Origin of the sequence: Microcoleus sp. T3_B1, from assembly GCF_036700445.1 — a bacterium.
GTDB lineage: Bacteria > Cyanobacteriota > Cyanobacteriia > Cyanobacteriales > Microcoleaceae > Microcoleus.
In genome coordinates, this window is record NZ_JAUBOX010000062.1 from 1 (window position 1) to 22,076 (window position 22,076).

Annotated in this window: 26 protein-coding genes; 16 read left to right on the forward strand and 10 right to left on the reverse strand. The window is 45.7% G+C overall.

What is annotated here, in order from left to right:
- Positions 1–72: 72 nt before the first annotated feature.
- Both QT990_RS25580 and QT990_RS25585 read right to left on the reverse strand, forming a co-directional pair.
- The gene (locus QT990_RS25580; protein ID WP_333465906.1) at positions 73–1,188 is read right to left on the reverse strand and encodes a 3' terminal RNA ribose 2'-O-methyltransferase Hen1; all 1,116 of its coding nucleotides are present in this window, start codon (positions 1,186–1,188) and stop codon (positions 73–75) included.
- Positions 1,189–1,293: 105 nt separating this feature from the next.
- Complete coding sequence (locus QT990_RS25585) at positions 1,294–2,766, reverse strand: GTP-binding protein (RefSeq protein ID WP_333141918.1); 1,473 nt, start codon at positions 2,764–2,766, stop codon at positions 1,294–1,296.
- A 528-nt stretch (positions 2,767–3,294) separates the two neighbouring features.
- Between QT990_RS25585 and QT990_RS25590 the strand changes: the two genes are divergently transcribed.
- The 3 genes from QT990_RS25590 (at position 3,295) to QT990_RS25600 (ending at position 5,634) form a co-directional block, all read left to right on the forward strand.
- Positions 3,295–4,137, forward strand: a complete 843-nt coding sequence (locus QT990_RS25590) for a type II CAAX endopeptidase family protein (RefSeq protein ID WP_333141917.1) — start codon at positions 3,295–3,297, stop codon at positions 4,135–4,137.
- A gap of 523 nt (positions 4,138–4,660) precedes the next feature.
- Positions 4,661–5,170 (forward strand): hypothetical protein, encoded by a 510-nt coding sequence (locus QT990_RS25595; protein WP_333141916.1) that lies wholly within the window; start codon positions 4,661–4,663, stop codon positions 5,168–5,170.
- Positions 5,167–5,634, forward strand: coding sequence for a hypothetical protein (locus QT990_RS25600; protein ID WP_333141915.1), 468 nt, complete (start codon positions 5,167–5,169; stop codon positions 5,632–5,634). Before QT990_RS25595 ends, QT990_RS25600 begins: the two co-directional genes overlap by 4 nt.
- Positions 5,635–5,770: 136 nt before the next feature.
- Here the strand turns inward: QT990_RS25600 and QT990_RS25605 are convergent, their stop codons facing one another.
- The 3 genes from QT990_RS25605 to QT990_RS25615 all read right to left on the reverse strand — a co-directional run bounded on the left by QT990_RS25605 (position 5,771) and on the right by QT990_RS25615 (position 8,793).
- Complete coding sequence (locus QT990_RS25605) at positions 5,771–6,148, reverse strand: HEPN domain-containing protein (protein ID WP_333141914.1); 378 nt, start codon at positions 6,146–6,148, stop codon at positions 5,771–5,773.
- Positions 6,138–6,602, reverse strand: a complete 465-nt coding sequence (locus QT990_RS25610) for a hypothetical protein (protein WP_333141913.1) — start codon at positions 6,600–6,602, stop codon at positions 6,138–6,140. Before QT990_RS25610 ends, QT990_RS25605 begins: the two co-directional genes overlap by 11 nt.
- Positions 6,603–7,020: 418 nt before the next feature.
- Complete coding sequence (locus QT990_RS25615; RefSeq protein ID WP_333141912.1) at positions 7,021–8,793, reverse strand: bifunctional serine/threonine-protein kinase/formylglycine-generating enzyme family protein; 1,773 nt, start codon at positions 8,791–8,793, stop codon at positions 7,021–7,023.
- Positions 8,794–8,849: 56 nt separating this feature from the next.
- Here QT990_RS25615 and QT990_RS25620 point away from each other — a divergent pair, with 56 nt between their 5' ends.
- The gene (locus QT990_RS25620) at positions 8,850–9,227 is read left to right on the forward strand and encodes an S-layer protein (RefSeq protein WP_333141911.1); all 378 of its coding nucleotides are present in this window, start codon (positions 8,850–8,852) and stop codon (positions 9,225–9,227) included.
- 81 nt (positions 9,228–9,308) lie between these two features.
- On the opposite strand, the gene QT990_RS25625 is transcribed toward QT990_RS25620, so the two are convergent.
- The 4 genes from QT990_RS25625 to psbH form a co-directional block, all read right to left on the reverse strand.
- Positions 9,309–9,575, reverse strand: coding sequence for a DUF3146 family protein (locus tag QT990_RS25625; RefSeq protein ID WP_332958583.1), 267 nt, complete (start codon positions 9,573–9,575; stop codon positions 9,309–9,311).
- Positions 9,572–10,234: an aminoacyl-tRNA hydrolase gene (gene pth / locus QT990_RS25630; protein WP_015176009.1), complete on the reverse strand. Its 663-nt coding sequence runs from the start codon at positions 10,232–10,234 to the stop codon at positions 9,572–9,574. Before pth ends, QT990_RS25625 begins: the two co-directional genes overlap by 4 nt.
- Positions 10,235–10,495, reverse strand: coding sequence for a TatA/E family twin arginine-targeting protein translocase (locus QT990_RS25635; RefSeq protein WP_333141910.1), 261 nt, complete (start codon positions 10,493–10,495; stop codon positions 10,235–10,237).
- Positions 10,496–10,646: 151 nt separating this feature from the next.
- Positions 10,647–10,850 (reverse strand): photosystem II reaction center phosphoprotein PsbH, encoded by a 204-nt coding sequence (gene psbH / locus QT990_RS25640; protein WP_015176007.1) that lies wholly within the window; start codon positions 10,848–10,850, stop codon positions 10,647–10,649.
- A gap of 212 nt (positions 10,851–11,062) precedes the next feature.
- Here psbH and psbN point away from each other — a divergent pair, with 212 nt between their 5' ends.
- The 7 genes from psbN (at position 11,063) to QT990_RS25675 (ending at position 18,431) form a co-directional block, all read left to right on the forward strand.
- Positions 11,063–11,194, forward strand: coding sequence for a photosystem II reaction center protein PsbN (gene psbN / locus QT990_RS25645; RefSeq protein WP_190742515.1), 132 nt, complete (start codon positions 11,063–11,065; stop codon positions 11,192–11,194).
- 244 nt (positions 11,195–11,438) lie between these two features.
- A complete protein-coding gene (gene aroC / locus QT990_RS25650; RefSeq protein WP_333141909.1) occupies positions 11,439–12,539 on the forward strand; it encodes a chorismate synthase in 1,101 nt (366 codons plus the stop codon).
- 1 nt (position 12,540) lies between these two features.
- Complete coding sequence (locus QT990_RS25655; RefSeq protein ID WP_333141908.1) at positions 12,541–13,452, forward strand: MBL fold metallo-hydrolase; 912 nt, start codon at positions 12,541–12,543, stop codon at positions 13,450–13,452.
- Between the two features lie 634 nt (positions 13,453–14,086).
- Complete coding sequence (locus QT990_RS25660) at positions 14,087–15,010, forward strand: hypothetical protein (RefSeq protein WP_333141907.1); 924 nt, start codon at positions 14,087–14,089, stop codon at positions 15,008–15,010.
- 993 nt (positions 15,011–16,003) lie between these two features.
- Positions 16,004–16,615: a class II aldolase/adducin family protein gene (locus QT990_RS25665; protein WP_333465907.1), complete on the forward strand. Its 612-nt coding sequence runs from the start codon at positions 16,004–16,006 to the stop codon at positions 16,613–16,615.
- A gap of 600 nt (positions 16,616–17,215) precedes the next feature.
- Positions 17,216–17,770: an Npun_F5560 family protein gene (locus tag QT990_RS25670; RefSeq protein WP_333141905.1), complete on the forward strand. Its 555-nt coding sequence runs from the start codon at positions 17,216–17,218 to the stop codon at positions 17,768–17,770.
- Positions 17,763–18,431, forward strand: a complete 669-nt coding sequence (locus QT990_RS25675) for a hypothetical protein (RefSeq protein ID WP_333465908.1) — start codon at positions 17,763–17,765, stop codon at positions 18,429–18,431. Before QT990_RS25670 ends, QT990_RS25675 begins: the two co-directional genes overlap by 8 nt.
- A 26-nt stretch (positions 18,432–18,457) precedes the next feature.
- On the opposite strand, the gene QT990_RS25680 is transcribed toward QT990_RS25675, so the two are convergent.
- Entirely contained in the window at positions 18,458–18,802 is a 345-nt protein-coding gene (locus QT990_RS25680) for an STAS domain-containing protein (RefSeq protein WP_333141903.1), read from the reverse strand.
- 132 nt (positions 18,803–18,934) lie between these two features.
- Between QT990_RS25680 and QT990_RS25685 the strand changes: the two genes are divergently transcribed.
- From QT990_RS25685 to QT990_RS25705, 5 genes are all read left to right on the forward strand, one after another.
- Positions 18,935–19,093, forward strand: a complete 159-nt coding sequence (locus tag QT990_RS25685; protein ID WP_333198814.1) for a hypothetical protein — start codon at positions 18,935–18,937, stop codon at positions 19,091–19,093.
- Between the two features lie 57 nt (positions 19,094–19,150).
- On the forward strand, positions 19,151–19,774 hold the full coding sequence (locus QT990_RS25690; RefSeq protein ID WP_333104443.1) for a DedA family protein: 624 nt from the start codon (positions 19,151–19,153) through the stop codon (positions 19,772–19,774).
- Between the two features lie 192 nt (positions 19,775–19,966).
- Positions 19,967–20,701 carry a hypothetical protein gene (locus QT990_RS25695; RefSeq protein ID WP_333465909.1) on the forward strand — a complete coding sequence of 245 codons (735 nt, stop codon included), beginning with the start codon at positions 19,967–19,969 and terminating at the stop codon, positions 20,699–20,701.
- A gap of 64 nt (positions 20,702–20,765) precedes the next feature.
- A complete protein-coding gene (locus QT990_RS25700) occupies positions 20,766–21,398 on the forward strand; it encodes a Uma2 family endonuclease (protein ID WP_333465910.1) in 633 nt (210 codons plus the stop codon).
- Between the two features lie 32 nt (positions 21,399–21,430).
- Complete coding sequence (locus tag QT990_RS25705) at positions 21,431–21,859, forward strand: hypothetical protein (protein WP_333465911.1); 429 nt, start codon at positions 21,431–21,433, stop codon at positions 21,857–21,859.
- Positions 21,860–22,076: the final 217 nt, after the last annotated feature.

The window sequence follows — 22,076 nt, forward strand, 5'->3', positions numbered from 1 at the left end:
AGGCTCTTTCTGCCCATTCTTGTGACTACTTTCCTATGCCTGACCTCATTCCCGAATTTCAGACCTGAATCCTTACCTTTGAATTAGTTGAATGCGAGATTGCTGTGCGGGAGACAATCGATCGATTTGCAAACGTTCCCTGGCAATTTCCAATGCCCGAAAGGACACATCGACGCCTGTAATTTGTTCGATCGAGCTTTCTTTCAAAAGCAATTTCAGCAGTTTTCCCTCACCGCAGCCCAAATCTACCACTCGCTTAGCACCACTTTGCCTTAAAACCTCCGTCACAGCTTCCAAACGCTCTTGATTCAAGCTAATTCGCTGTTCTAAAACTTCCTCTTCTTGCTGATGAGAAACTTCGAGATACTCAGGGTCAATATTATCTTCTTCTGCTAACTGTGCCACAGCAATTCGCGTCAGACGGCGCTGGCGTTTCAGATAGCGGTTGGCAATTTGTTCGCGGGCGGGATGCGCGTTCAACCAACCTTCGCCGTGATGCAATAACTTCTCGATTTCATCATCGCCCACCCAATAATGTTTGTCGTCATCCAACACGGGAATTAGCACGTAAAGATGGCTTAACAAATCCGCCAAAGGAACTGTATTTTGCAGTTCCACAGAAAAGTAAGGACTCGCACCCCAATCGGGAAATTGCTCGTCAAGAATCAGCGGTTTTGCTGCGACTTGATAGCCCAGCGGCTCAAACATTTGCCGCAGGAACTTCTCGCCACCGCGACAGGGCAAAACCGACAGATTAACTGTCAAAGGAATAGCTGTTTCTGCGAGTTCTGGGCGGTCTTTGCAGCGACCGGATAGAGCTGTACTAAAGACTTTGGCGAGGGCGACAGACAGAAAAGAAGAGGCAACGTAGGGGCGATCGTTCACGTATTGTTCGAGAGGGCGATCGCCGGATTTCGACTTGCCCCGCACCAAAGCAACCGGATCGACATCTAAGAGTAAAGCCGCCGTGCACCTTTCTGCATTTGCCTCTGGATAAAACACGCTGGCTTGCCCGAAAGTCATCGGAAAGGATTGATGGCGATCGGGATGTTTGTGCAGCAAATAACCCAAATCTGTAGCAGGTACGCGAGTTGTAGAGATGGTTAGTAACATAATATTAGGAATTGGGCATCGGGCATCGGGCATCGGGCATCGGGCATTGGGCATCGGGCATTGGGCATTGGGCATTGGGCATTGGTTATTGGTAGTTCCTCACAAATAACAAATAACTACTCACTGTCGATAATTAATCTGTGTATCCGTGTCAAAATCAGTGTCGTGCCTTCCTTCTTCTCACTGCAATTTCTGTTTTTCCACACTTCCCAAATCCAACTTAGCCCGCAACTCTTCCTTAATCCGATTTAAAATAGAATCCTCATCCAAAGAAGACAAAATCTTGCTCACAACAGCCTTTGGCCCATCATCTCCCCAAGAAGCACCATTAGCCAAATAAGCCTTAGTAACTTGACCGATACCATAGGAAGAAACCCCCGCGATCGCAGCTTGCGTCACCGCCACAGACAAATAAGGCCCTAAAGCCAAACCCCCCGTCGCCGGCGTCGCCAAACCCAACAATCCTTTCAACGAGCTCAAACCAAAATTAGCCAGCAATTCGCCCGCAGTAATTCCCCCCATACTAATCGCAATCTTTTGCAGCAATTCCACCGCGCCCGCTTCCGTCATCGCAATGCCGTAAACTTTAGATAAAGTTAATATCATCACCACATCAATTACCGCACCGCTAAGAATATCAACTACAGTAATTGGATTAAGTGCGATCGCCACAGCTTTAGTCATTACCGCGTTCCAGATAATTCGATTAGCCGCCTCATCGCGAATTTCCATTTTTCGCTGCACCAAATGCTCGTTAATATCCCCCGCACAGAGCATCGTATTCAGCGCGACCAAAGATTTGCCTTCTCGGTCTAAAATCTCCAAAATCTTTAATTTTAAATCTTGCACTTGTGGCAAACTGCGAGTCATTTGCACGCCCATACTGCCGTCGGGCCGGCGCACCGCCCTCGCCGTCAAAGGCGAAGCCGCCGCCATCACAATTTCATCGGGAGACAACAATTCTCTCACGCGATCGTCTCGAATTTTATGATAAATTGCCAGCCTGTCTGCATCAGGATACTGGTCAATTTTATTAAACACTAATAACATCGGTTTTCCGGCTTCCCGCAACTGCGAAAGTGCTGCGTATTCCACCTTTGTAATGTCGCCAGCAACTACAAACAAAATCAAATCTGCTTGTTGAGCAACGCGACGCGCCAACATTTCGCGAGTTTCGCCGTCAACTTCATCTATTCCCGGAGTATCGATTAATTCTACTTGCGACAAACGGTAAATAACTGGCGAAAGTCGTAGCGTAGCGGGGCGTAAGCCATCGGGCAAATTCTCATCAATTCCCTCTCCGACATCCCACTGCCCGATAGTCGTCGTGCGAGTCACCCCGTGAGTCGGGCCAGTTTCAAACACATTTTGACCTAGCAGCGCGTTCAAAACCGAAGATTTTCCCCTTCCCACCATCCCAAACACAGCTATTTGCACGCAAGCGCGCTCTAGCTTGTCGAGCATTTTCTCCAACCCGCCAATTTCCGGTTCCAGTCCAGTTCGCTCTTGAACTGTCAAGTCGAGATTTTCTACTATATCTCGCAGAGCATCTTTAGCGTGGCGCAGGTTGAGTTCTGCCTGAATGTCTGCGAAGCTTAAAATTGTGTCATCTAATTCGCGATCGACATTTGAAAAATCCGAGGCTTCAGTCATTGTTACCTTATGTTATAGCTTTGCTTCATTTAAAGTTTCAACCGATACGATGCCATTCTAGCTTTTTCCGTCTGCTTTGTACATTCTCTCGGATTTATCCAACTCTAACTCTCGGATTTACTCAAGCCTGACTCTCGGATTTACCAAATTCTAACTCTCGGATTTACTCAAGCCTGACTCAGCCAAAAGTTCTCGCATTCACCCGCAAGCCCGCCGGGGATTTAAATCCCCGTCTTATAGCAAAAGTCGGTTAAAACTGATATCTTGCACCCTTGTCAAGAACTGGCAAGATGCCCGTTCCACAAAGAATGAGTCTTCTTGTGGAACAGGCATCTTGCCTGTTCCTAAACAAGTAATTGAGAATGGTGCAAGATGTGAGTTAAAACCGACTGCCAACCTAAATTAGATTGTGATAAATTTCAGTCCTCTTTGAGAGGACTTTCGCTATGAGACAGGGGTTTTTAACCCCTGTCGGACAGTCCGACAGACCAATAAGCCGATTTACCCAATTTCAACTCATTTACAACAATGATTAACCGCCTCCAAATAATAGCCAGTTATCCATTTCTTTTACGTGTGATAATTTTTATATTAATTTTGCTAGCAATCTGGTTGCCCCTAGCAGCACCAATTTACTTGTTAGTTAAAGATAGCAACCTTGCAACTATTCTCACTATGGCGCTGTTGTTTACAGAGTTTCTCTTTTTGGTGCGGATCTGGGGAAAAAAGGTTTACGGACAAACCCAATTACTCAAAAGTTACGGTTTAATCAATACGCGAAAAAACGGTTTTGAGCTTTTAATCGGATTGGCGATCGGACTTTTGCTCACTTTCAGCTTATTTGCGGTGCAAGGGCTGTTCGGCTTAGTCGCGTGGCAAAATTCTGATAATTTGCCGAGAATCATCGCAGAAGGGCTGTTAAGCGCCCTTGGAGTCGGTTTTGCGGAGGAGTTGGTATTCCGTGGTTGGTTGCTGGACGAGTTGCAGCGGGATTACAATTATAAAATATCTCTGTGGGTGAATAGCCTGGTGTTTGCCCTATCTCATTTTATCAAACCTGTCGCGGCAATGCTGGAGAGTTGGCCGCAGTTTCCGGGGTTGTTGTTGCTGGGTTTGATTCTGGTTTGGGGAAAACGATCGCGCCAAAATCGCCTCGGTTTGTCGATCGGGCTTCATGCAGGTTTAGTCTGGGGATATTACATGATTAACATCGGGCAGTTAGTGCGATATTCGGCATCTGTTCCCGACTGGGTGACAGGAGTTAACGGCAATCCGCTAGCTGGGGCGATCGGGCTGTTGTTTTTGAGCGTATTGGCTGTGGGAATGCGGCAGATGTCCGAACGTTCAAAAGGTTCGCAGTCAGGACTTTAGTCCTTCTTCCCAAATTTTTAGCCTTTATTCTTTAGTCTCTTAGAGAGGGACATCGTTTGTCTAGACGCGGTTTCAACCGCCGATTCCTCTACTCTACAACCAACCTTGGGAAATTTTTATGCAGCTTGCTGAACTTCTACCACACCTGAAGCATTTGCCTCACGCTGACAAACTTTTACTACTGCATTTTATCCAATCGAAATTACTCCAATAATCACACATAATTTTCCTAGAAAATTAAAGCAAACTATCTAGCACAAACTCCTACAACTATTTTGAATCTGCTGCTGTTTTAGCAAAGGCTTGATCAGATTAAAAAGCAGTAAATTATGGTTGATAAAGTCAGATTTACGTTTACTGAAATCGCTCCGCAACTGGGTGCATTAAGTACATTGCCTTACTTGCCACTAACCTTAACTTATCAGAATAGCTCTTTAAGTGCATCAGCCTTGCTATCGCTAACCCAAATCATTTATTATTGATGTTAATTGTGTTATACTGAACTCATACAGACGCAAAAACCATGCTAAGTGAATCTTCGCGCTTTGTTTACGGCGATGAATTAATTACCGCAACAGAATTGAACCAGCAACCGAATCGAGTTCTAGATTTGGCGATGGAGCACCCTGTCACTATCACTCGCAACGACCAGCATTTTGCTTTACTGCGCCGGGAAGAGATGACGTTGTGGGTCAAAGCTGCGACGCTTTCTTTGACTGTATTTGAAGTGACTGCCGCTGCTTACCGGCTGCGATTGGGAGAAGCGATTAGTTCAGAAAATCCCTATCACTGGCTGACAGCATTTGACTCAGATGAACTCAGCGAATTGATTGCTGAATTAGAAAAAGCTTACCGACTTGCTGAGTCGGAATCGGGCGCGTGGAATCAGATTGAGATTGTAATTCATGAATGGCATGAAAGCGCTAAAGCAATTTCTAGCCCGGAACTCGCAGCAGCTTTCAGCGATGAAATTGACGAAGTTTTGCTGACACCACCTCAAATAGAAAGCACTACTGAATCGACTCAGGTATGACGCACACTCCACCCACTCCAGACGATTCAGAAAGCGGGGTTTCCTCTGAAGAACTTTCCGCACCTGTACCCGTGCTTTCCGAGTTGGTAATCCCGCCTGAAGAAGCACTTACAGCACCCCGAACATCCCTATCTACTCAAGAAAATGCAGCCGAAATTATCGCGCAATTGCCTGAATCGCCCTGGTTAGTAGTAGCAAAAAACCGACGGGTTAACCGGGATTGGGAAGCTTTATTGTTACGTGTCCCTGAAAATGCTCGTCGCTGCTATCAAGATTTATGTACTAGCCCGATGGTGAGAAAACCGAGGAGAGTTTTTCCGTTAAAAGGCAAACTTTATCAAGGTGCGTGGGAATATGAAGTAACAAGTTCAGACAGAGTATTTTATGTACCGGATGAACACAAACGCAAGGTGCTTGTTTATTACGCGGGAACCCATCCTAAATCAGCACCAACTCCTCCGTAAATAAACCAGGCTATTTCAACTTTTAGCGTTGGAGTTTGAGCCGATTTATCCACCAAATTTTGATCCATGACTCCACCGGCTTATCCAGCAACAAACCCGACTCCAGCAAAAAAGCATTATCAGATTAAATTGATATTTAGAGATTATTTAGGTTATAAATTATTTCTTGAGAACGCTTGAGCGCAATAGTAGCAATCGCAGATAATAAGGGAAAATTATCGTCATAGTCTGCTTGATTTCGATATCGGCGCAACACTGCTAAATTATCGGCGATTAATTGATATCTTGAGTCAGGATTAATATCAAATTCTTGCCAAACATAGCGGTGAATATCGCTAGTTTTTGGCAGGGAATGACCTTGTTTATCTCGCAAATAGTTCCGCGCTAAGATAAAAGCAGCATAATAGGAACGACTGATAGCATCCCTCAATCGCGCCTCCTGTTCAGCAGGAATAGTTGCTTGACCAGCAAGTTCTTTTGCTAAATTTAGGTATTGCGACCAATCAAAACTCATCAGTATATTCCAAAATCGTATAAAAATGCTCCCGAATTTCATGGGATAATTCCCTAGACCAATTTTTACGCAATTCGTCTTCTCTATCCATTGCTTCATCGGGATCGAGGTCTGTCAAGATGATTGAGAGAACCAGATGAACATAGTTAGGGATTTCGGGGTCATTGATGACTTGAAGTAATAGTTTTTGTTCGGGAAAATAATTGCTAATCTGAACGGGTGCTTCTAGCACAACGGGAAGTAAAAACGGATATTTGTTAATAAATTCAATAACTTCTGTTTTGTCTCGGAAAATGTATAATTTTTCTAGGGTTTCAATGTCTGATTGGGAAATGAGGAAAGGCGCGACTCTGGGTGCTGATATCTTTTGTAAGATTAAGGATGCTATGGCATTTTGTTCTGCTTCGGGTAGTTGAGAGACGGTGGCAAAAGTTTCTGCTAATAGGTTATTCATTTTGTAAATCTCCTATGCGACTATTCGTGAGAAAAATCAATATTTCTAATTATAATCTGTTCGGCGGTGAATCTGAAAAAAAAATAGTTTACTACGCTGGAACCCATCCTAAATCAGCACCAACTCCTCCGTAAATAAACCAGACTATTTCAGCAGACTTGTCTATACAGAAAGCATTGACACAATGACAGTGATTTTCCCAAACAGAACTTACGCACAGGTGCCCAGAAACCGGGTTTTTTGAGGATATCCTTCGCTGTACTCCACAGATTAAGTAAAAAACCCGGTTTCTTTGTCGGGAGTGCATCCACGAGTGCAAAAAAAAATCGAGTCACCAGAGGTCACCAAAAAAGTGAAAAAGAAAAAAGAGTAAAGAGCAAAAGGGCAAAATAGCAAAGAAGAGTCCTCGCGGGGAAAACTAGGACGACGAAGAAACCGAAGCAACCGCTACGCGAAAACCCCAGCTCCTCCACCTGAGATCCGACGAGTTGTAGCCACGATTGGCACTACGGCAATTGACCGCATAGTTGAGCCAGGAGCCACCACGCAGCACCGGGTAATTACTATCTCCACCACTTTCCCAGGCACTTCCATCATTCGGCGCACCGTTATAATTATCGTGGTAAATATCTTGACACCATTCCCAGACATTCCCGTGCATATCATAAAGTCCAAAGCTATTGGGTGGAAAACTACCCACAGCAGTTGTTGTTTCACGATAGATTCCCTTCGGTGCAGAACCGTAGGAATTATTGCCACGATAATTAACTAAATCCGGGGTAACTGTGTCCCCAAAATGAAATGGAGTAGTTGTCCCAGCCCGACAAGCATATTCCCATTCCGCCTCACTAGGAAGGCGATAGCTTCTACCCGTCTTCTGAGACAATCTCACACAAAATTCAACAGCATCATTCCAAGAAACGTTTTCTACAGGCAGGTTTTTACCCTTGAAGTGAGAAGGGTCGGGTTTAAGGTAATACTGAATTTTGGGCAATTTAGCTACTGCTGCCCACTGTGCTTGATTAATCGGGTATTTCCCCATCAGAAACGGTTTGATTGTCACCTGATGTTGAGGTCTTTCATAGTCATCGCTTTCTGCTTCACTTGCAGGTGCACCCATTTTGAATTTGCCTTTGGGGATAGAAACCATTTCTAAAGTAACGCCATTGGCGATAGTTTCTGTAAAAACCTGTGCTTGACTTTGGCTGCGCTTGATGATTTGCCCCTTTGAATTCACTGTCACCGTTTCAAATTGAACTGTTTTTAGGGAATTTGACAATACTTTTACAGGTTGAGGCGATTTGTTCCCCAAACTTTGATACACCGTTCGTGTCGGTGGCGGTGGTGGTGGCGGTGGTGGCGGGAAAGACCGCGACAAAGATAAAATTGCTTGCAATGCTTCCTCTGCATTTTGATAACGCTGACTGAAATTGTCGCGCACCATTTTATCTAACACATTTGCTAAATTATTACTAACTTGCGCCCGATTTCGCCAAATAACTTCTCCCGTCTGCGGATCTTCTGCTAAGGTATGAGGATGTTGACCAGTCAATGCTTGAATCCCAATCATCCCCACTGCATAAATATCGCTACACAGTTTAGGTTTGCCCTTCGCTTGTTCGCTCGGCATATAACCAGCAGTACCAATTGCAATAGTTAAGCTAGTTTGCCCTTGAGCATTAACAACCATTGCGCTAATTTCCTTGACAGCCCCGAAATCAATCAAGATAATTTTACCATCTTGGCGACGCATTAAATTATCAGGTTTAAGATCGCGATGAATCACCTTTTGCTGATGAACAATTGCTAAAACTTCTAAGATATCGTGCAATAATTTAATAGTATATGATTCGCTTAATTTTTTACCTGGAATCAGTTCTTTCGTAAGGTCGTGTCCGGCGATAAAATCTTGCACCAAATAAAATTCCCCATTTTCCTCGAAGTGGGCGGAAAGCTTGGGGATTTGGTCGTGTAGCTTACCCAATTTATACAGAGTTTGTGCTTCTGCGTCGAATAAGCGTCTGGCAATCAGCAAAAGGTCAGGGTCAGCGTTTTGCGGTTTAAGATGTTTGACAACGCACTGGGGATGTCCGGGTAAGTCTAAATCTTTGGCTAGGTACGTGTGCCCAAAACCGCCTTTCCCCAAGAATTTGATAATTTGATAATGATTGCGGAGGGTACGACCCAGCATAGTTTTCAGGGAATGCAGTGGAAGTTAGGATATATTGTCGCACAAGAGGAAATTAGATGCTTAAACTCAGAATCGTTTCCACAATTATACTGCTAGTTAGTGCCTGTTGTTCATCTCCCGCACAGGCGCAAAATCCTGCACCAATAAAGCCCAATAATTCTTTAGGTCAAGTGCAGTCAATGCGAGAACAAATTCTCAATGCTTGCGTGCAGAATCGGGCTGAAACCCTGCCAAATCCTTTTACCGATGTACCTTCCAATCACTGGGCTTACAAAGCTGTTTTGACAATGTATTATTGCGGGCCTTACCGAGAAGGGACGCCACCTGCTTTAATTAAAGAATTACTGGAATCGGGAGATACTACTAGAGAAAGTTTGCCTTCCCGATTACCGTTTCGCAATTTCCCATTACAGCAATTCCCCATAATTAATTAAAGAATGACTGGCATCGGGATATTTTACTAGAGGAAGTTTTTATTCCCCATTGCCTTTTCCCCATTTCCCATTACCAAGATTTTAAAACTCAGCCCGAACCGTAAACGAATAATCGCCACCTGGTTCTAATTGATAATCCCATTTTTCCAGAAAACGGTGCAGCGGTTCCTGAATCAATGCCCTACCCTGAGAAGGCTCAAGTATCAGTGTTTTTTCTGACGTGAAACGCCACTGAAACTGCCACTCAAAATTGCCGGCAGTCACTTCACCCTCAATCGTGCCTTTTTGCCAAGATTGGCCAGTAACCCGGACATATGCAGTTGTTTCAGGCAAACGTCTCGAACTCACCTTTTTGTTTCCGCGTTTGTTTCTGCAATTGTGCGACTATTGTAAAGGCTCATGGCTTTTTCTACTCCTTGGTGCAGGCTTAGTTCCACAGCTTCTACAACCAGTTTAAGCACTTTCTCTACTAACTGACTTTCCTCTGAGGAAAATTTTCCTAAAACGAAGGAAATCGTATCTTTCTCATTTTTAGCAGCATCGTTTTGAGGTTTGCCGATGCCAATCCGCAAGCGGGGAAATTTGTCTGTACCCAAATGAGAAATTGTCGATTTCATGCCGTTGTGTCCGCCGGCCGAACCGGCAAGACGCATTCTCAATTTCCCGATCGGCAAATCCATATCATCGTATACTATTAATACCGACTCCGCAGGTATTTTGTACCAATCCGTCGCCGCCCGAATCGCTTGACCCGACAGATTCATGTAAGTAAGCGGTTTCAGCAAACGGATTTTCTGTCCCCGCGGCCGGTTTCCCTCGCCAAATATGCCTTGAAATTTGCGATTTTCCGACAGCGAAATCTGCCAAGATTTAGCCAAGGCATCGACAGCATTAAAGCCTATGTTGTGTCGGGTGCGATCGTATTTAGGTTCGGGATTTCCCAAGCCAACTATTAGCTGGGGAATCACTAACTCCGCTGGTGTTTCCGACTTCTGAGTGTTGTTCATTTAAATGTCTGTGCTATCTTCCTTGGGAGTAGCCGCCGTGAGTTTTTCAGTTTCCGGTTTGCGGCTAGTTGCTACTGCTTCTTCTAACTGCTTAGCTTCCCGCGTGAATTCCGACTCAAAATCCCGCGAAGCGTCTTGAAAGCCCCGAATTGCCTTCCCCATACTCCGGCCGATTTCAGGTAATTTTTTCGGACCAAACACCAATAGGGCGATCGTAAAAATAACGGCCATTTCCGGCAAACCAATGCCAAAAATATTCATGGTTTTTCTCCTGCAATTTGTTTAGTTACTTCTTGTTTATTTATGGCAAAAGTAATCGGAAAGGGTAAGGAAAAACGGGAAAACTTAGCTTTTACCCTTTCTCCTCAACCCTCAGCTTTTACTTTTAGCCTTACTGTTTTGCGATCAATTTTTAGCGGCCGAGACTCGACCAATCCATATCCACACTCTCCAGAATCAGAGAAGAGTTGTAGATTTGCAAAATAATCAACAAGAACACGAAAAACAGTCCAATGAAAACGCTCATCAATAGCGTGGTTCCCCAGCCGGGGGCTACCTTGCCGTATTCCGAGTTAAGGGGTTTGAGTATATCTCCTAACCAAGTCCGTTGTGCCATAAGTCACCTGCAATGAATCTCTACAGAAAAGTTTGACATATTTCTACCGCTAATTGCGATCGCAATTTCTCAGAAATGCTGCCGGGGGACTCGCAAAACGGGGAGTGGGGGTTGGCTGCCATAGCGTACAGCGCCTAAAATCACGAGACTTTCAGACGGATTGTTATTTTTTGTAATATTATAGAGTGGAGCACTCATAATCGATCAAAAATATGGAACCTGCAGCAGTTCTTGGCATTTCACTGGGCGTGTGTCTGGTGGCTATCACCGGTTTCTCAATCTACACGGCTTTCGGCCCTCCCGCTAAGGAATTGAGAGATCCTTTTGAAGAACACGAAGACTAAAGAAGAAGGAAGGCACAACACGGATTCGGACACGGATACACGGATGAATTTAAGTGTGTTTCCAGAGATCTCCTATTCTCTGTCTCTCCCTCTCTCCCTGGTAGATATTCTTCTAGGGGTGGGAAGGGAGTGATGCTGTGGGGCGATCGCCTGTCGCCTACTGGTCAATGGTATATTTTTCATAAATACAGTAAATCTCTATTCCACTTAAGCTAAAAATTATCAAGTTTCAGGGCAAAGCATAATGGGCAATACCTTTGGGCATTTATTTCGGATCTCGACATTTGGGGAATCTCACGGCGGCGGTGTCGGAGTAGTAATTGACGGTTGCCCGCCCCTGGTGTCGATCGACGCATCGGAAATTCAAGCCGAACTCGATCGCCGCCGCCCTGGCCAAAGCAAAATTACTACGCCCCGCAAAGAAGCAGATACCTGCGAAATTCTGTCGGGGGTGTTTGAAGGCAAAACTCTGGGAACGCCGATCGCAATTTTAGTCCGCAATCAAAATACTCGCCCCCAAGACTACGCAGAAATGGCGACAACCTACCGCCCTTCTCACGCTGATGCTACCTACGACGCAAAATACGGAATTCGTAACTGGGAAGGCGGAGGCAGAAGTTCGGCGAGGGAAACTATAGGTAGAGTAGCAGCAGGGGCGATCGCTAAAAAAATTCTCAAACAAGCAGCAGGAGTCGAAATAGTCGGCTACGTCAAACGCATTTTTGACTTAGAATGTGTAGCCGACCCGGACACTGTTACCTTAGAACAAGTAGAAAGCAATATCGTCCGCTGTCCAGATGCCGAATGTGCCGAAAGGATGATTGAACTGATCGAAAAAGTTCGCGACAGTGGAGATTCGATCGGCGGTGTAGTCGAATGCGTCGCCCGCAACGTACCCAAAGGGCTGGGAATGCCCGTATTCGACAAACTCGAAGCCGACTTGGCCAAAGCCATCATGTCCTTGCCCGCCAGCAAAGGCTTTGAAATTGGTTCCGGGTTTGCCGGGACTCTGCTCAAGGGCAGCGAACATAATGATGAATACTATACTGATGATAAGGGTGTAATTCGTACAGTAACGAATCGCTCTGGCGGAATTCAGGGTGGCATTGCTAACGGCGAAAATATCATTTTGCGGGCGGCATTCAAGCCGACTGCGACAATTCGCCAGCAGCAGCGCACAGTTACCCGAGAAGGCGAAGAAACGCTGCTGGCTGCCAAGGGACGGCATGACCCTTGTGTTTTGCCAAGAGCTGTGCCAATGGTGGAAGCGATGGTAGCTTTAGTGTTGTGCGATCATCTGCTGCGCCATCACGGACAATGTGGAACCTTAAAGCCTGAATTTTAAAATGGAAATCAGCTTGTCCTCAGTAGCGGCAACTCCCGTTGATTGCCCTCAACCCTCCGAATCAATAAAAGGTATAGATGATTTTGTAGTACAGTTCTGGGGCGTGCGGGGCAGTGTTCCGACACCCGGACAGGAAACTGTTCGCTACGGCGGCAATACTTCTTGCTTGGAAATGCGAGTCGCTGGCAAACGCTTGATTTTTGACGGCGGAACAGGCTTGCGGATGCTGGGAGACCAGTTGGTGCAAGAAATGCCCGTGCAAGCTTATATGTTTTTTACTCACTATCACTGGGATCACATTCAAGGGTTCCCGCTGTTCGCCCCAGCTTTCATCCGCGGCAATAGCTTTGATATTTACGGGGCAACTCCGCCGGATGGAGATTGCATGAAAAGGCACTTCGTCGAACGGGTGCTCCACTCGAATTCGCCGATACCGCTGATGGGTTTGCAGGCAGATTTGAATTTCTACGAACTCAATCACAACCAGACGATGATGCTGGACGATATTGAGATTAGGACGGGTTCTCTGAATCACCCCAATACTGCTATGGGATATCGGGTGACTTGGCAGGGACGATCTGTGGTTTATTGTTCGGATACCGAACATTTTCCCGATCGGCTAGATGAGAATGTCTACAATTTAGCCCTCGACGCTGATGTGCTGATTTACGATGCGATGTACACAGACGAGGAATATCACAACCCCAAGTCTCCGAAGGTGGGTTGGGGACACTCGACTTGGCAGGAAGCGGTGAGAATGGCTAAGGAGGCGCGGGTGAAACGAGTGGTGATTTTTCACCATGATCCGGCTCATACTGACGATTTTCTCGATCGCATCGCCGAAGATGTGCAAATCGCTTTTCCGAAGGCTGTCATGGCCCGCGAGGGTCTTATTTTGCCGATCGGCTTCTGAACATTTGCCCTTGTGAGCTCGATCGAACCATCAACCGATCGAACCATAATTGTTATGTGAATATGTGGATCGGGTCTCCCGCCCCGATCCACAATTTTTTTTAATATGCAGCAAACTCTTAACTGCATGGTATAATTCTTGCTTGTTAAGTTTTTAGGCACAGTATTTAAGGTTTTTTTTATTCTTCAACCGCGTCCGCAAGACGCCAAGACGTAAGATAATTGGAGGATTGCCAAGGGTGAAAAGGAGACAGTTTTGAATGTCAACAAACACGGGGAGGCGAGGCTCTCGCACGCCTGAGTGCTAGTCTGAGGCCAGTAGACTTCCAGAAGCCTTGTTACAGATTAATTATTAAGGACAAAAACTGAAGTTATAGCTCGGATCAAATAAAAGCGCGATCGGTTTTTTGGACTCATGAATATTGACAACTCTCAAAAGCTAATAGCTTTTAGGTACAAACTGAGAAAATTTTCAGCAGTCAATTGGACTAACCAGAAAGAAACGATCGCTCTGGCGTTTGGCAGTAGCTGCGGCAAGCGAATGTTATGACTTGACTATCAAAATGGGAAATTTACGTTTTAGATCTTCAGCAAATCAATACAGATGGATTGCCCTAGGCAGTTTTGCTGTAATTATGGGTATTTCAGGCGCCCTGGCCTACCGCCTCGCCCCGCCCCCCGGATTCATGGCTCAAGGCACTCTCACTTCTAATAATCCGCCAGTCAAATTTTCGACCACGGGCACGACAATTCTCAAGCAGGGAGAGCAACTCACCCCGGAGGTTCTCCTAGCAGATAATGTTGTCAAAGCAGTGGCAGATGCAGTTAAGCTCTCGCCCCAGCAAGTTCGACAAAATGCTAGTGTCAAGATTTCTAAGGCGGAACAACCCCTAGAAATTGTGGTTGGGTATCGCTCGCTCGATCAGCAGCAAGCAATCCAAACGGCGGATATGTTGATGAAGGGCATGGTTGAAAAAAGCCGCCTGATTAACAGATATCGGTGGCAATCAGTCAATCAGTCGCTCAACCAACGCTTGGCACAAGTCACTCAAGACCTGAAACAAGCTCAGCAAAAACTCGACCAATACGAAAGAGAGCGCGCTCGCCTGTTGCAGCAAATGAAGCTTCAGCAAGACTTTTACAACAAAACTCAGCTTGCAATGGCGGATACGCAAGCGTCGGAAAAAGAAATGGTTAGCAGTTTGGCCGCTGCTACAGTGCCACAAATTGTGGCGACGCCCACGAGCGATCCGACAGTGCCTCTGATTTTGGGAATTGGCTTGCTGTTGGCGATTTTGGTCAGCCGCGGTTTGATTCCTTCGGTGGCGGATTGGAGGTACAAAGCAGCTTTTCAACGAGAAGAGAGCGAAAGGCTCCAAAGTGCTTTGTACCGACTGATCAAAGAAGGCCGGGGCGAAATCACTCTGGTGCGGTTTGCGATGGAGACGCGGCTGTCGCCGGATGTGGCTCAGCGTTTTTTGAACCAACAAGCTGAAGTCTTTAATGCCAATTGCGAAATTAAAGACGACGGCAGCATCTTGTATCACTTCCACATTTAAAGGGCTGGGGCGATCGCGCTTCACAGAAAAATTTAGCCGATCGGGCCCTCACTGCTCGATCGGCTTGTTTTTTTCTTAATCTGATATCTTGCACCATTGTCAGCAACAGGCAAGATGCCTGTTCCACAAAATATAAATTTTCTTGTGGAACAGGCATCTTGCCTGTTCATAAAAGACTAATTGAGAATGGTGCAACCTCTCAGTTAATAGGATTATATCAGGTTCGGTCGATCGACTATCCCCCTCTAGGTAGGCGCGGGTTTAGGGGATCTATAACTTATACTAATACTACAGATTTTGGTGAACCCGCCGACGCGAGCTGGCGTTGCGGTGATTTTACCCGACATGATATTACGCTCAACCCGGTTTCTAAGGTTGTAGGATGCCCCGGAGCTAAAAATTGCTCGATCGACATAGGTGTTGACTAACGTAGAGCAGCCGAAGATTGTGCCAGTTCGTCCCAGACTGGCTAAAAAAAAAATTTTTGTGTTCCGCTTGCTTTTTGCTTAAATATATGTACAATTATAAAAAATAAGTAAATCTACGGTTGCTTTTTACCGGACTTACCGGATTAAGGGTACTTTATCCTTAAATATTTCTTAAGTTAGAAGTAAACTCAGTAGAAATGCTGTAGTATAGAACAATAAGCGATTCAGGGATGTTATGTAGTTTCACATCAGAAACTCGATCGGGCAAAAGCCTAGAATCAAACTCCCCGACTGAAAGGGTACATTTTCACATTGAACTTTTGTAATAACCGAGAGGCTAAATCATGATTTTGGAAATAATTGGTTCTTCTTTCCTAGCTTACTTTTTGCTAATGTCGGTCGCTAATTACGGCGACACTGGAATGTAGATTAGTTAAGGCACTTATGCACCGAGACATAAGGCAGCAGGCAAAAAAAGCTGTTTGACAACTTCTTGATAACTTCGATTAAGTCTCAGCTTGGGCCATGTCTGTCGTGTCAGAGTCGTGTCTGATCAAACAAAAAAATGGATGAAGGAGTCGTTAAGTACCGCTGTGACTGGGAAGAAGCAGACCCTGTAGCTGCCCGGAACATAGCAGATTTGATGGACTGGCGCGATCGGCTCCACGCTTGGGGATTAATTGGCGTCTACGAAAATGGCATAGGGTTTGGCAACGTCAGCGTCAGACTCGGCAATTCAGGCCAATTCGTGATTTCGGGAACCCAGACTGCACACTTGAAAACTCTGGGACCAGAATTTTACTGTACTGTTACCGAATTTAACTTAGAACAAAATTTCCTCGGCTGCCGGGGCCCCGTACAAGCTTCGTCGGAGTCCCTGACTCACGGGGCCCTGTACCTTCAGACAGAGGAGGTGGGCGGGATTATTCACGTCCACAATCCTAAGCTATGGCAGCAACTGCTGTTTAAGATTCCTACTACTAGAAAAGAAATACCTTACGGCACTCCCCAGATGGCCTTAGAAATGTTTAGACTTTTTGAGGAGGAGAATTTGGCCGATCGCAAAATTCTGGCCATGGCCGGTCACGAGGACGGCATTATCTGTTTTGGCAGCACCGTGGACGAAGCTGGCAAAGTGCTTTCGGCTGTGATTAATGAGATTGGAGTTGAGCGTTGATCTCTCGAACGGTTGATCCCTCGCCTCGGTTGTGGTAAAGAACGAGCATCAAACTCTCGCAACCAGCTCAAAAATTGCCAAGTGCCTCTTGCCTCTGTGGTAATGGAAAGATATTCTAAATAGCAGATATATACTAGATCTAATCGTAAAAGCTGAGAGTCATTGTCAGTAACCCAGCCCTAAAGGGACTGAGCTTGGTCCCGACTGATTGAGCAAGCTGTACTGACCAGCCTAAGACTTTAGAAGTCTACGTTATTTGGGTCATGACACTCCTTGAATGCGACGCTAGTTTTCCGATCTGTCGCTTGTAGTTAAACAGCCTTAAGGTCACTGAGGCAGTGCTGCAAGCTTAACAAGCTCTTATAACATTGGCGAAGCGAACATTACCCCGAAAGGGAGCCGGAGATAACCATATCTCCACAGAGGGGTAATTATACCCCTCTACCCCTCGCCGGAGGGGAAAGCGGATTCAAGGCGGTGGTCACGCTCGCCCTTCGTCTTCGCTCAGGATAAACTCCGTCGAATATATTGAAACCACCCGTGTTATTTACCTCTCAGGGCTCAAGCCTCTGATTTTCCCACTTACCGAGGAGCATTTTTATGAATCAAACTAAACTTGTAAGCTCAAAAGAATTGCAATCAGAGGTATCTCGTCTCACCGAAGAGCTGCAAATGCGCGACCAATTGGTGCAGCAGTTGTCTCAAGAACTTTTCCGGCTGGTGAAGGGCAATTCTAATTTTGTGCCAGCGCCGGAAGTTTCCGATCGCCACCAAGCTCAAATGCAGGCAATGCGGGAACAACTCCAAGCTGTTGAAGAACAGGTGAGTTTTTATCAGGAACAAATCGCAGAGCGGGATGCTGAGGTTTACCAACTGCGACAGTCGGTGCAAGAATTGACGGATCGCTCTCGGATGCTAGAACAGGTGGTTCAGGAATTGCCGGGGGTTTACCGCCAGAAGTTTGCCGAGCGGCTCGATCCGATTAAGGAAAAGTTGGAGCAATTGCAAAAGGAAAACCGCCAGTTGCACACTGAGTTGCAAAGCGTAACTTACCGTCTCGCGGTGCGGAGCCGCAAGGCTAAGGGCTTGGATCTGCCGAGCGTCGATGCTGAGGACGATCGGGGAATTCAAATGCCGAGCTTTGGCAATGTCTAAGGTTTTGATTGTGGCGGGTGGTGAGAAAGATTCGGCCGCAAGTCTCAAGGCGGCGATCGCTCAATCTGATCCTTTAACTGAAGTCAATATCTGTGGGGTTTCTGAACTCCATTCTGGCGCGATCGCTCCGGGTGGGGCGATCTTTTGTCCTTTGACGCTGGATGTACCCGAAACTCTGGTTTTTCCTGCTCAAGATGTGTTTCGATTTTGTAGCAATGTTTCGGCGGCGCGCGATCGAGTGTCCCAGGAGTTGCTTTTTCCCGTCGGTGGTGGCAATTTTTGGCTGCCTGTGGTGTTGACGGCAAAGGGCCCACTGTATGCTGAGGTGATTGGTGGGGAACCTTCTAAGCAGTCTGGCGATTTGAGTTACTCTCAACCGGTGCATTTGTCGGATGTTTGGCGACAGCAGTTGTATGAGTTGGCTTACGGCTTGCTAAATCTTTTAAATGCGCCGCCGGCGACTTATTTGATGCAGTTCGGGTTCGTAGGGGAAAGGATTTGTTTCGATCGACTTTGGCCTTTTCCGGCTGCACCTGCGATCGCTTCTGTCGGCGTTCAAGTGCCGGATTTATTTGTTTGTCATTGGTATTGCTTGACAAATCAACCTATTTATGATATTGAAATTAGCTCTGCGGTTGCTGGAAGTCTCTTGGAAACTTGAGATTTGAATTGGGCAGCTAATTTTAATCAAGCCACTAAAGCCGGAGTTTCAGTGGAGATAACTTGCTCGAAACTGTCGAAGATTTCAAAGAGTTGGTCGAGTTGAGTAATTTCAAATATTAGCCTGACTGTTGCTGAGAGGTTGCAGATGACGAGGCGGCATCCCCGGTGGCGGGCGGCGTTGAGTCCGCCGACTAAGGCACACAGCCCGGAACTGTCGATGAAATCTACGGCGGCCATGTCTATTACCCAGAGTTTGTGGCGATCGGGCACAATCTCGGCTAGCTGTTGCTGGAGGAGGCTGCCGGCTTGGGAGTCGAGGCAGTTGTGAGGTTGAAGGACGATGGGTTGGTTGAAGTTGGGAAATTCCATAGCAGTTATCCTACGATCGTAAAGTATGAATAAGTTAGTTTAGTTGCTGACTCTCTTGAGAGACTCAGGGGATTTCCGCGTATGTTTTAGGATGGGCGATCGCCCTTGTGGGAATCGGTGGGGAGAGCCGTTGTGATAAATTTAGTAGGAAACTGGCTGGCGATCGCGCGGAACGCAACTGCAACAATTCTCTATTCCTCTAGTATGCCTGAAAGGCTAATTTTTAGTTGGGCCAGCGATCGCGACAACAGTGTGTTTTTCATCACAGCGAAAGATTGCACTATTGGCTGAATCGAGCCAATATATAAATGTATTGAGCTTTGCAAAAGTTTACGAAGGCAGTATCGAATGTCTTTTGAGTTTTTATCGTTAGAGACTATTCAGCAGTTTGCGCGCGATTACGGCTACTGGGCAGTATTTCTGGGAATTTTGCTGGAAAATCTGGGAGTTCCTCTTCCAGGCGAGACTATTACGATTGCTGGCGGGTTTTTAGCTGGCAGTGGGGAACTGAATTACTGGTTTGTGCTCGGCAGTGCGATCGCGGGTGCGACTGTGGGGGGAAATTTGGGTTATGCGATCGGCAGGTACGGCGGCTGGCCACTCCTGCTGAAGCTGGGACAATTTTTCCGCTTTCGAGAAGAACAACTGTTTGACTTAAAAGAACAGTTTAGCAAAAATGCAGCTAAAGCCGTATTTTTGGGTCGTTTCATCGCACTGCTGCGAATTTTTGCCAGCCCCCTAGCGGGTATTGCCGAAATGCCTTTTTGGAAATTTTCGCTGTTCAATGTTCTGGGTGCTGCAAGCTGGGCATCTGTAATGGTGAGTTTATCCTACTTCTTGGGACAAGTTGTGTCTTTAGAGAAATTGGTAGCTTGGGCTGCTCAATTTGCGGTATTTGCTTTGCTGTTAGCAGTTGCTTGGATTGCAATTCCTATTTGGTTGGAGTCGCGGAGTTTGGACAAGACTAAGTAGGGTTGGAAGGCGTTCCCCAAAGACTCAATATTCTTGTGGAACGGGCATCTTGCCCGTTCTTCAGAATAGTGAAATATATGAAAATCACATTTTGCACCAATGTCAGCAAGGGGCTAGAAGCCCGTTCCACAAACAATAAACTTTCTTCTGAGTTGGACTTCGACACCCTACATTTATAAATAGGTCGAAATCATGGGATACACTACAACATTTGACGGAATATTTCATTTAAACAAACGGTTATTAGACAGCGAAGCTATTTACTTATTGGAGTTTTCTCGGACTAGACGGATGAAGCGAAATCCTGCTATTTTGCAAAGTATTCCCGATTCGGCAAGAGAAGCAGTTGGTTTGCCTGTGGGCGAAGAAGGCTGCTATTTTGTGAATGAAAAATGGGATGAAGATTCGGAAGTTTCCGTTGTCGATTACAACCGCCCGCCGAAGACTCAGCCCGGATTGTGGTGTAACTGGATTCCTACTGCTGACGGCGGGGGGATTCAGTGGAGCGGCGTAGAAAAGTTTTATGATTATGTCGAATGGTTGCAGTATCTTATCGACAATTTTCTTGAACCTTGGGGTTATGTTTTAAATGGCGAAGTGAATTGGCAAGGGGAAAGGGAAGAAGATATAGGTACGATCGTAGTTGCCAGCAATCTGATTATTTTGCCAGAAGGTGCTGAGGAATTGTTGAGGTATGCGGTGTCGCCGGTATCGGTGCCAAATTTTGTTTGGGATTGTTTGAAGGCGGTGCAAGCGGCGGGAGTTGATTTGACAATTTGGTATGAGGTAGTCGATCGATCTGTGGAGTTGGGACACGGGGAAGCAGCGCTGTGGATTAAGCCTAATATTGAGAAGTATTTTGATGGTTTGAACCGGGGTTTTGAGTTTGAGGGGAATCTAATTGAGACGAAAGATTGGGGCTTGTGAGCAGTAGTTTCGATTTGTGGATGATGCGGCTATAATTGTGAGTAGGAGCAAATGAGGATTTACTATGACGGCATTGACAGAAATCCGCGAAGAATTAGCTGAGGACAAAGTTGAGGAAAAAGTACAGATTTATTACTCTCCCGAAGAGTATTTAATGCTGGAAGAGGGGGCAAAATTTAGAAGCGAATATCAGGATGGCAAGATAATTCCTATGACAGGCGGAACACCGAATCACAATCAAATCGCTGGCAATTTTTATGGAACATTAAATTTTGCCACCAAAGGACAACCATACCGAGTATTTATAAACGATTTGCGCTTGTGGATACCGCAGAAGCAAGTTTGTACTTATCCTGATGTGATGTTGGTGGCGGGTAAGTTGGAGTTTGCTGAGGGTAGGAAAGATACGATTACTAATGCGGTGATGGTGGCTGAGGTTTTATCGGAATCGACGGCGGATTATGACAGAGGTGGCAAGTTTAAACTTTTTCGCACGATTCCTAGTTTGAGGGAGTATGTTTTGATAGATCAATACGAGATGCACGTTGAACAGTTTGTTAAGACGGATGATAATAAGTGGGTTTTGTCTGAGTATGATGGTGCTGATGCGTTGTTGAGATTGAGTTGCGTGGAGTTTGAGATTTTGTTAGGTGATATTTACGATCGCGTGGATTTTGAGTCTGAGTCTGAAGAGTGAAGTTCTACTAGAAGTAGAATCCCGGAAGCATTATGGAATGTGAAAAGTTGGCTATTACTTCTAATATCGGTCAAAAATGGGCTGTGACTCTTTGCTGCGAAGCCGAAGAAAAACTGGAATTGAGAGTTGCAAAAATTCTTGAGTATTTAGACAAAAATTATCTGTTAAAGCAATGGGCAATATCTGATATTGAAGCTACGGGCAGTTACGGCAATTGCTTGACTGCGCGGTGTAATAATGAAGAAATTATTCGGGTATCTACTTCTGATTTGTTGGAGGTAATGAGGGAGGAAGGTCAAGTTATTGAATTAGATGCTAGTTCGATCAAAGATGAGGGGGAATTGTTTAAAATATTGATTAGAGATGGGGTTTCAATTGATGTACTTGGCAGTGGGGAGATGATGCCGCTGAGGGTTTTGGGTAAATATGTTTATGTTGACGAAGAACTGTTTATGTGGTAAATGACGTGGGAGCGATCGCACTTCAAAAAGCTCGATCGCCCTCTGTCAGAGAATACTGAGAAAAAGAAGGGCGATCGTAACTATTTGGCGTGTTTGCCGCAGGGCGATCGCTCTTTTTTGTTTCACTCATTTAATTTTATTTAATACTAGACAGTTGCGATCGTCTAAAGAAAAGGCGGTATAATTAAGCTGCGGCGTTCAATTCCAGGGTGGTAAA

Coding starts and splice junctions, on each gene's coding strand:
- QT990_RS25580 (WP_333465906.1), bottom strand. CDS start 1,188: ATGCCCAATGCCCAATGCCCGATGCCCAATGCCCGATGCCCGATGCCC.
- QT990_RS25585 (WP_333141918.1), bottom strand. CDS start 2,766: ATGACTGAAGCCTCGGATTTTTCAAATGTCGATCGCGAATTAGATGAC.
- QT990_RS25590 (WP_333141917.1), top strand. CDS start 3,295: ATGATTAACCGCCTCCAAATAATAGCCAGTTATCCATTTCTTTTACGT.
- QT990_RS25595 (WP_333141916.1), top strand. CDS start 4,661: ATGCTAAGTGAATCTTCGCGCTTTGTTTACGGCGATGAATTAATTACC.
- QT990_RS25600 (WP_333141915.1), top strand. CDS start 5,167: ATGACGCACACTCCACCCACTCCAGACGATTCAGAAAGCGGGGTTTCC.
- QT990_RS25605 (WP_333141914.1), bottom strand. CDS start 6,148: ATGAGTTTTGATTGGTCGCAATACCTAAATTTAGCAAAAGAACTTGCT.
- QT990_RS25610 (WP_333141913.1), bottom strand. CDS start 6,602: ATGAATAACCTATTAGCAGAAACTTTTGCCACCGTCTCTCAACTACCC.
- QT990_RS25615 (WP_333141912.1), bottom strand. CDS start 8,793: ATGCTGGGTCGTACCCTCCGCAATCATTATCAAATTATCAAATTCTTG.
- QT990_RS25620 (WP_333141911.1), top strand. CDS start 8,850: ATGCTTAAACTCAGAATCGTTTCCACAATTATACTGCTAGTTAGTGCC.
- pth (WP_015176009.1), bottom strand. CDS start 10,234: ATGAACAACACTCAGAAGTCGGAAACACCAGCGGAGTTAGTGATTCCC.
- QT990_RS25635 (WP_333141910.1), bottom strand. CDS start 10,495: ATGAATATTTTTGGCATTGGTTTGCCGGAAATGGCCGTTATTTTTACG.
- psbH (WP_015176007.1), bottom strand. CDS start 10,850: ATGGCACAACGGACTTGGTTAGGAGATATACTCAAACCCCTTAACTCG.
- psbN (WP_190742515.1), top strand. CDS start 11,063: ATGGAACCTGCAGCAGTTCTTGGCATTTCACTGGGCGTGTGTCTGGTG.
- aroC (WP_333141909.1), top strand. CDS start 11,439: ATGGGCAATACCTTTGGGCATTTATTTCGGATCTCGACATTTGGGGAA.
- QT990_RS25655 (WP_333141908.1), top strand. CDS start 12,541: ATGGAAATCAGCTTGTCCTCAGTAGCGGCAACTCCCGTTGATTGCCCT.
- QT990_RS25660 (WP_333141907.1), top strand. CDS start 14,087: ATGGGTATTTCAGGCGCCCTGGCCTACCGCCTCGCCCCGCCCCCCGGA.
- QT990_RS25665 (WP_333465907.1), top strand. CDS start 16,004: ATGGATGAAGGAGTCGTTAAGTACCGCTGTGACTGGGAAGAAGCAGAC.
- QT990_RS25670 (WP_333141905.1), top strand. CDS start 17,216: ATGAATCAAACTAAACTTGTAAGCTCAAAAGAATTGCAATCAGAGGTA.
- QT990_RS25675 (WP_333465908.1), top strand. CDS start 17,763: ATGTCTAAGGTTTTGATTGTGGCGGGTGGTGAGAAAGATTCGGCCGCA.
- QT990_RS25680 (WP_333141903.1), bottom strand. CDS start 18,802: ATGGAATTTCCCAACTTCAACCAACCCATCGTCCTTCAACCTCACAAC.
- QT990_RS25690 (WP_333104443.1), top strand. CDS start 19,151: ATGTCTTTTGAGTTTTTATCGTTAGAGACTATTCAGCAGTTTGCGCGC.
- QT990_RS25695 (WP_333465909.1), top strand. CDS start 19,967: ATGGGATACACTACAACATTTGACGGAATATTTCATTTAAACAAACGG.
- QT990_RS25700 (WP_333465910.1), top strand. CDS start 20,766: ATGACGGCATTGACAGAAATCCGCGAAGAATTAGCTGAGGACAAAGTT.
- QT990_RS25705 (WP_333465911.1), top strand. CDS start 21,431: ATGGAATGTGAAAAGTTGGCTATTACTTCTAATATCGGTCAAAAATGG.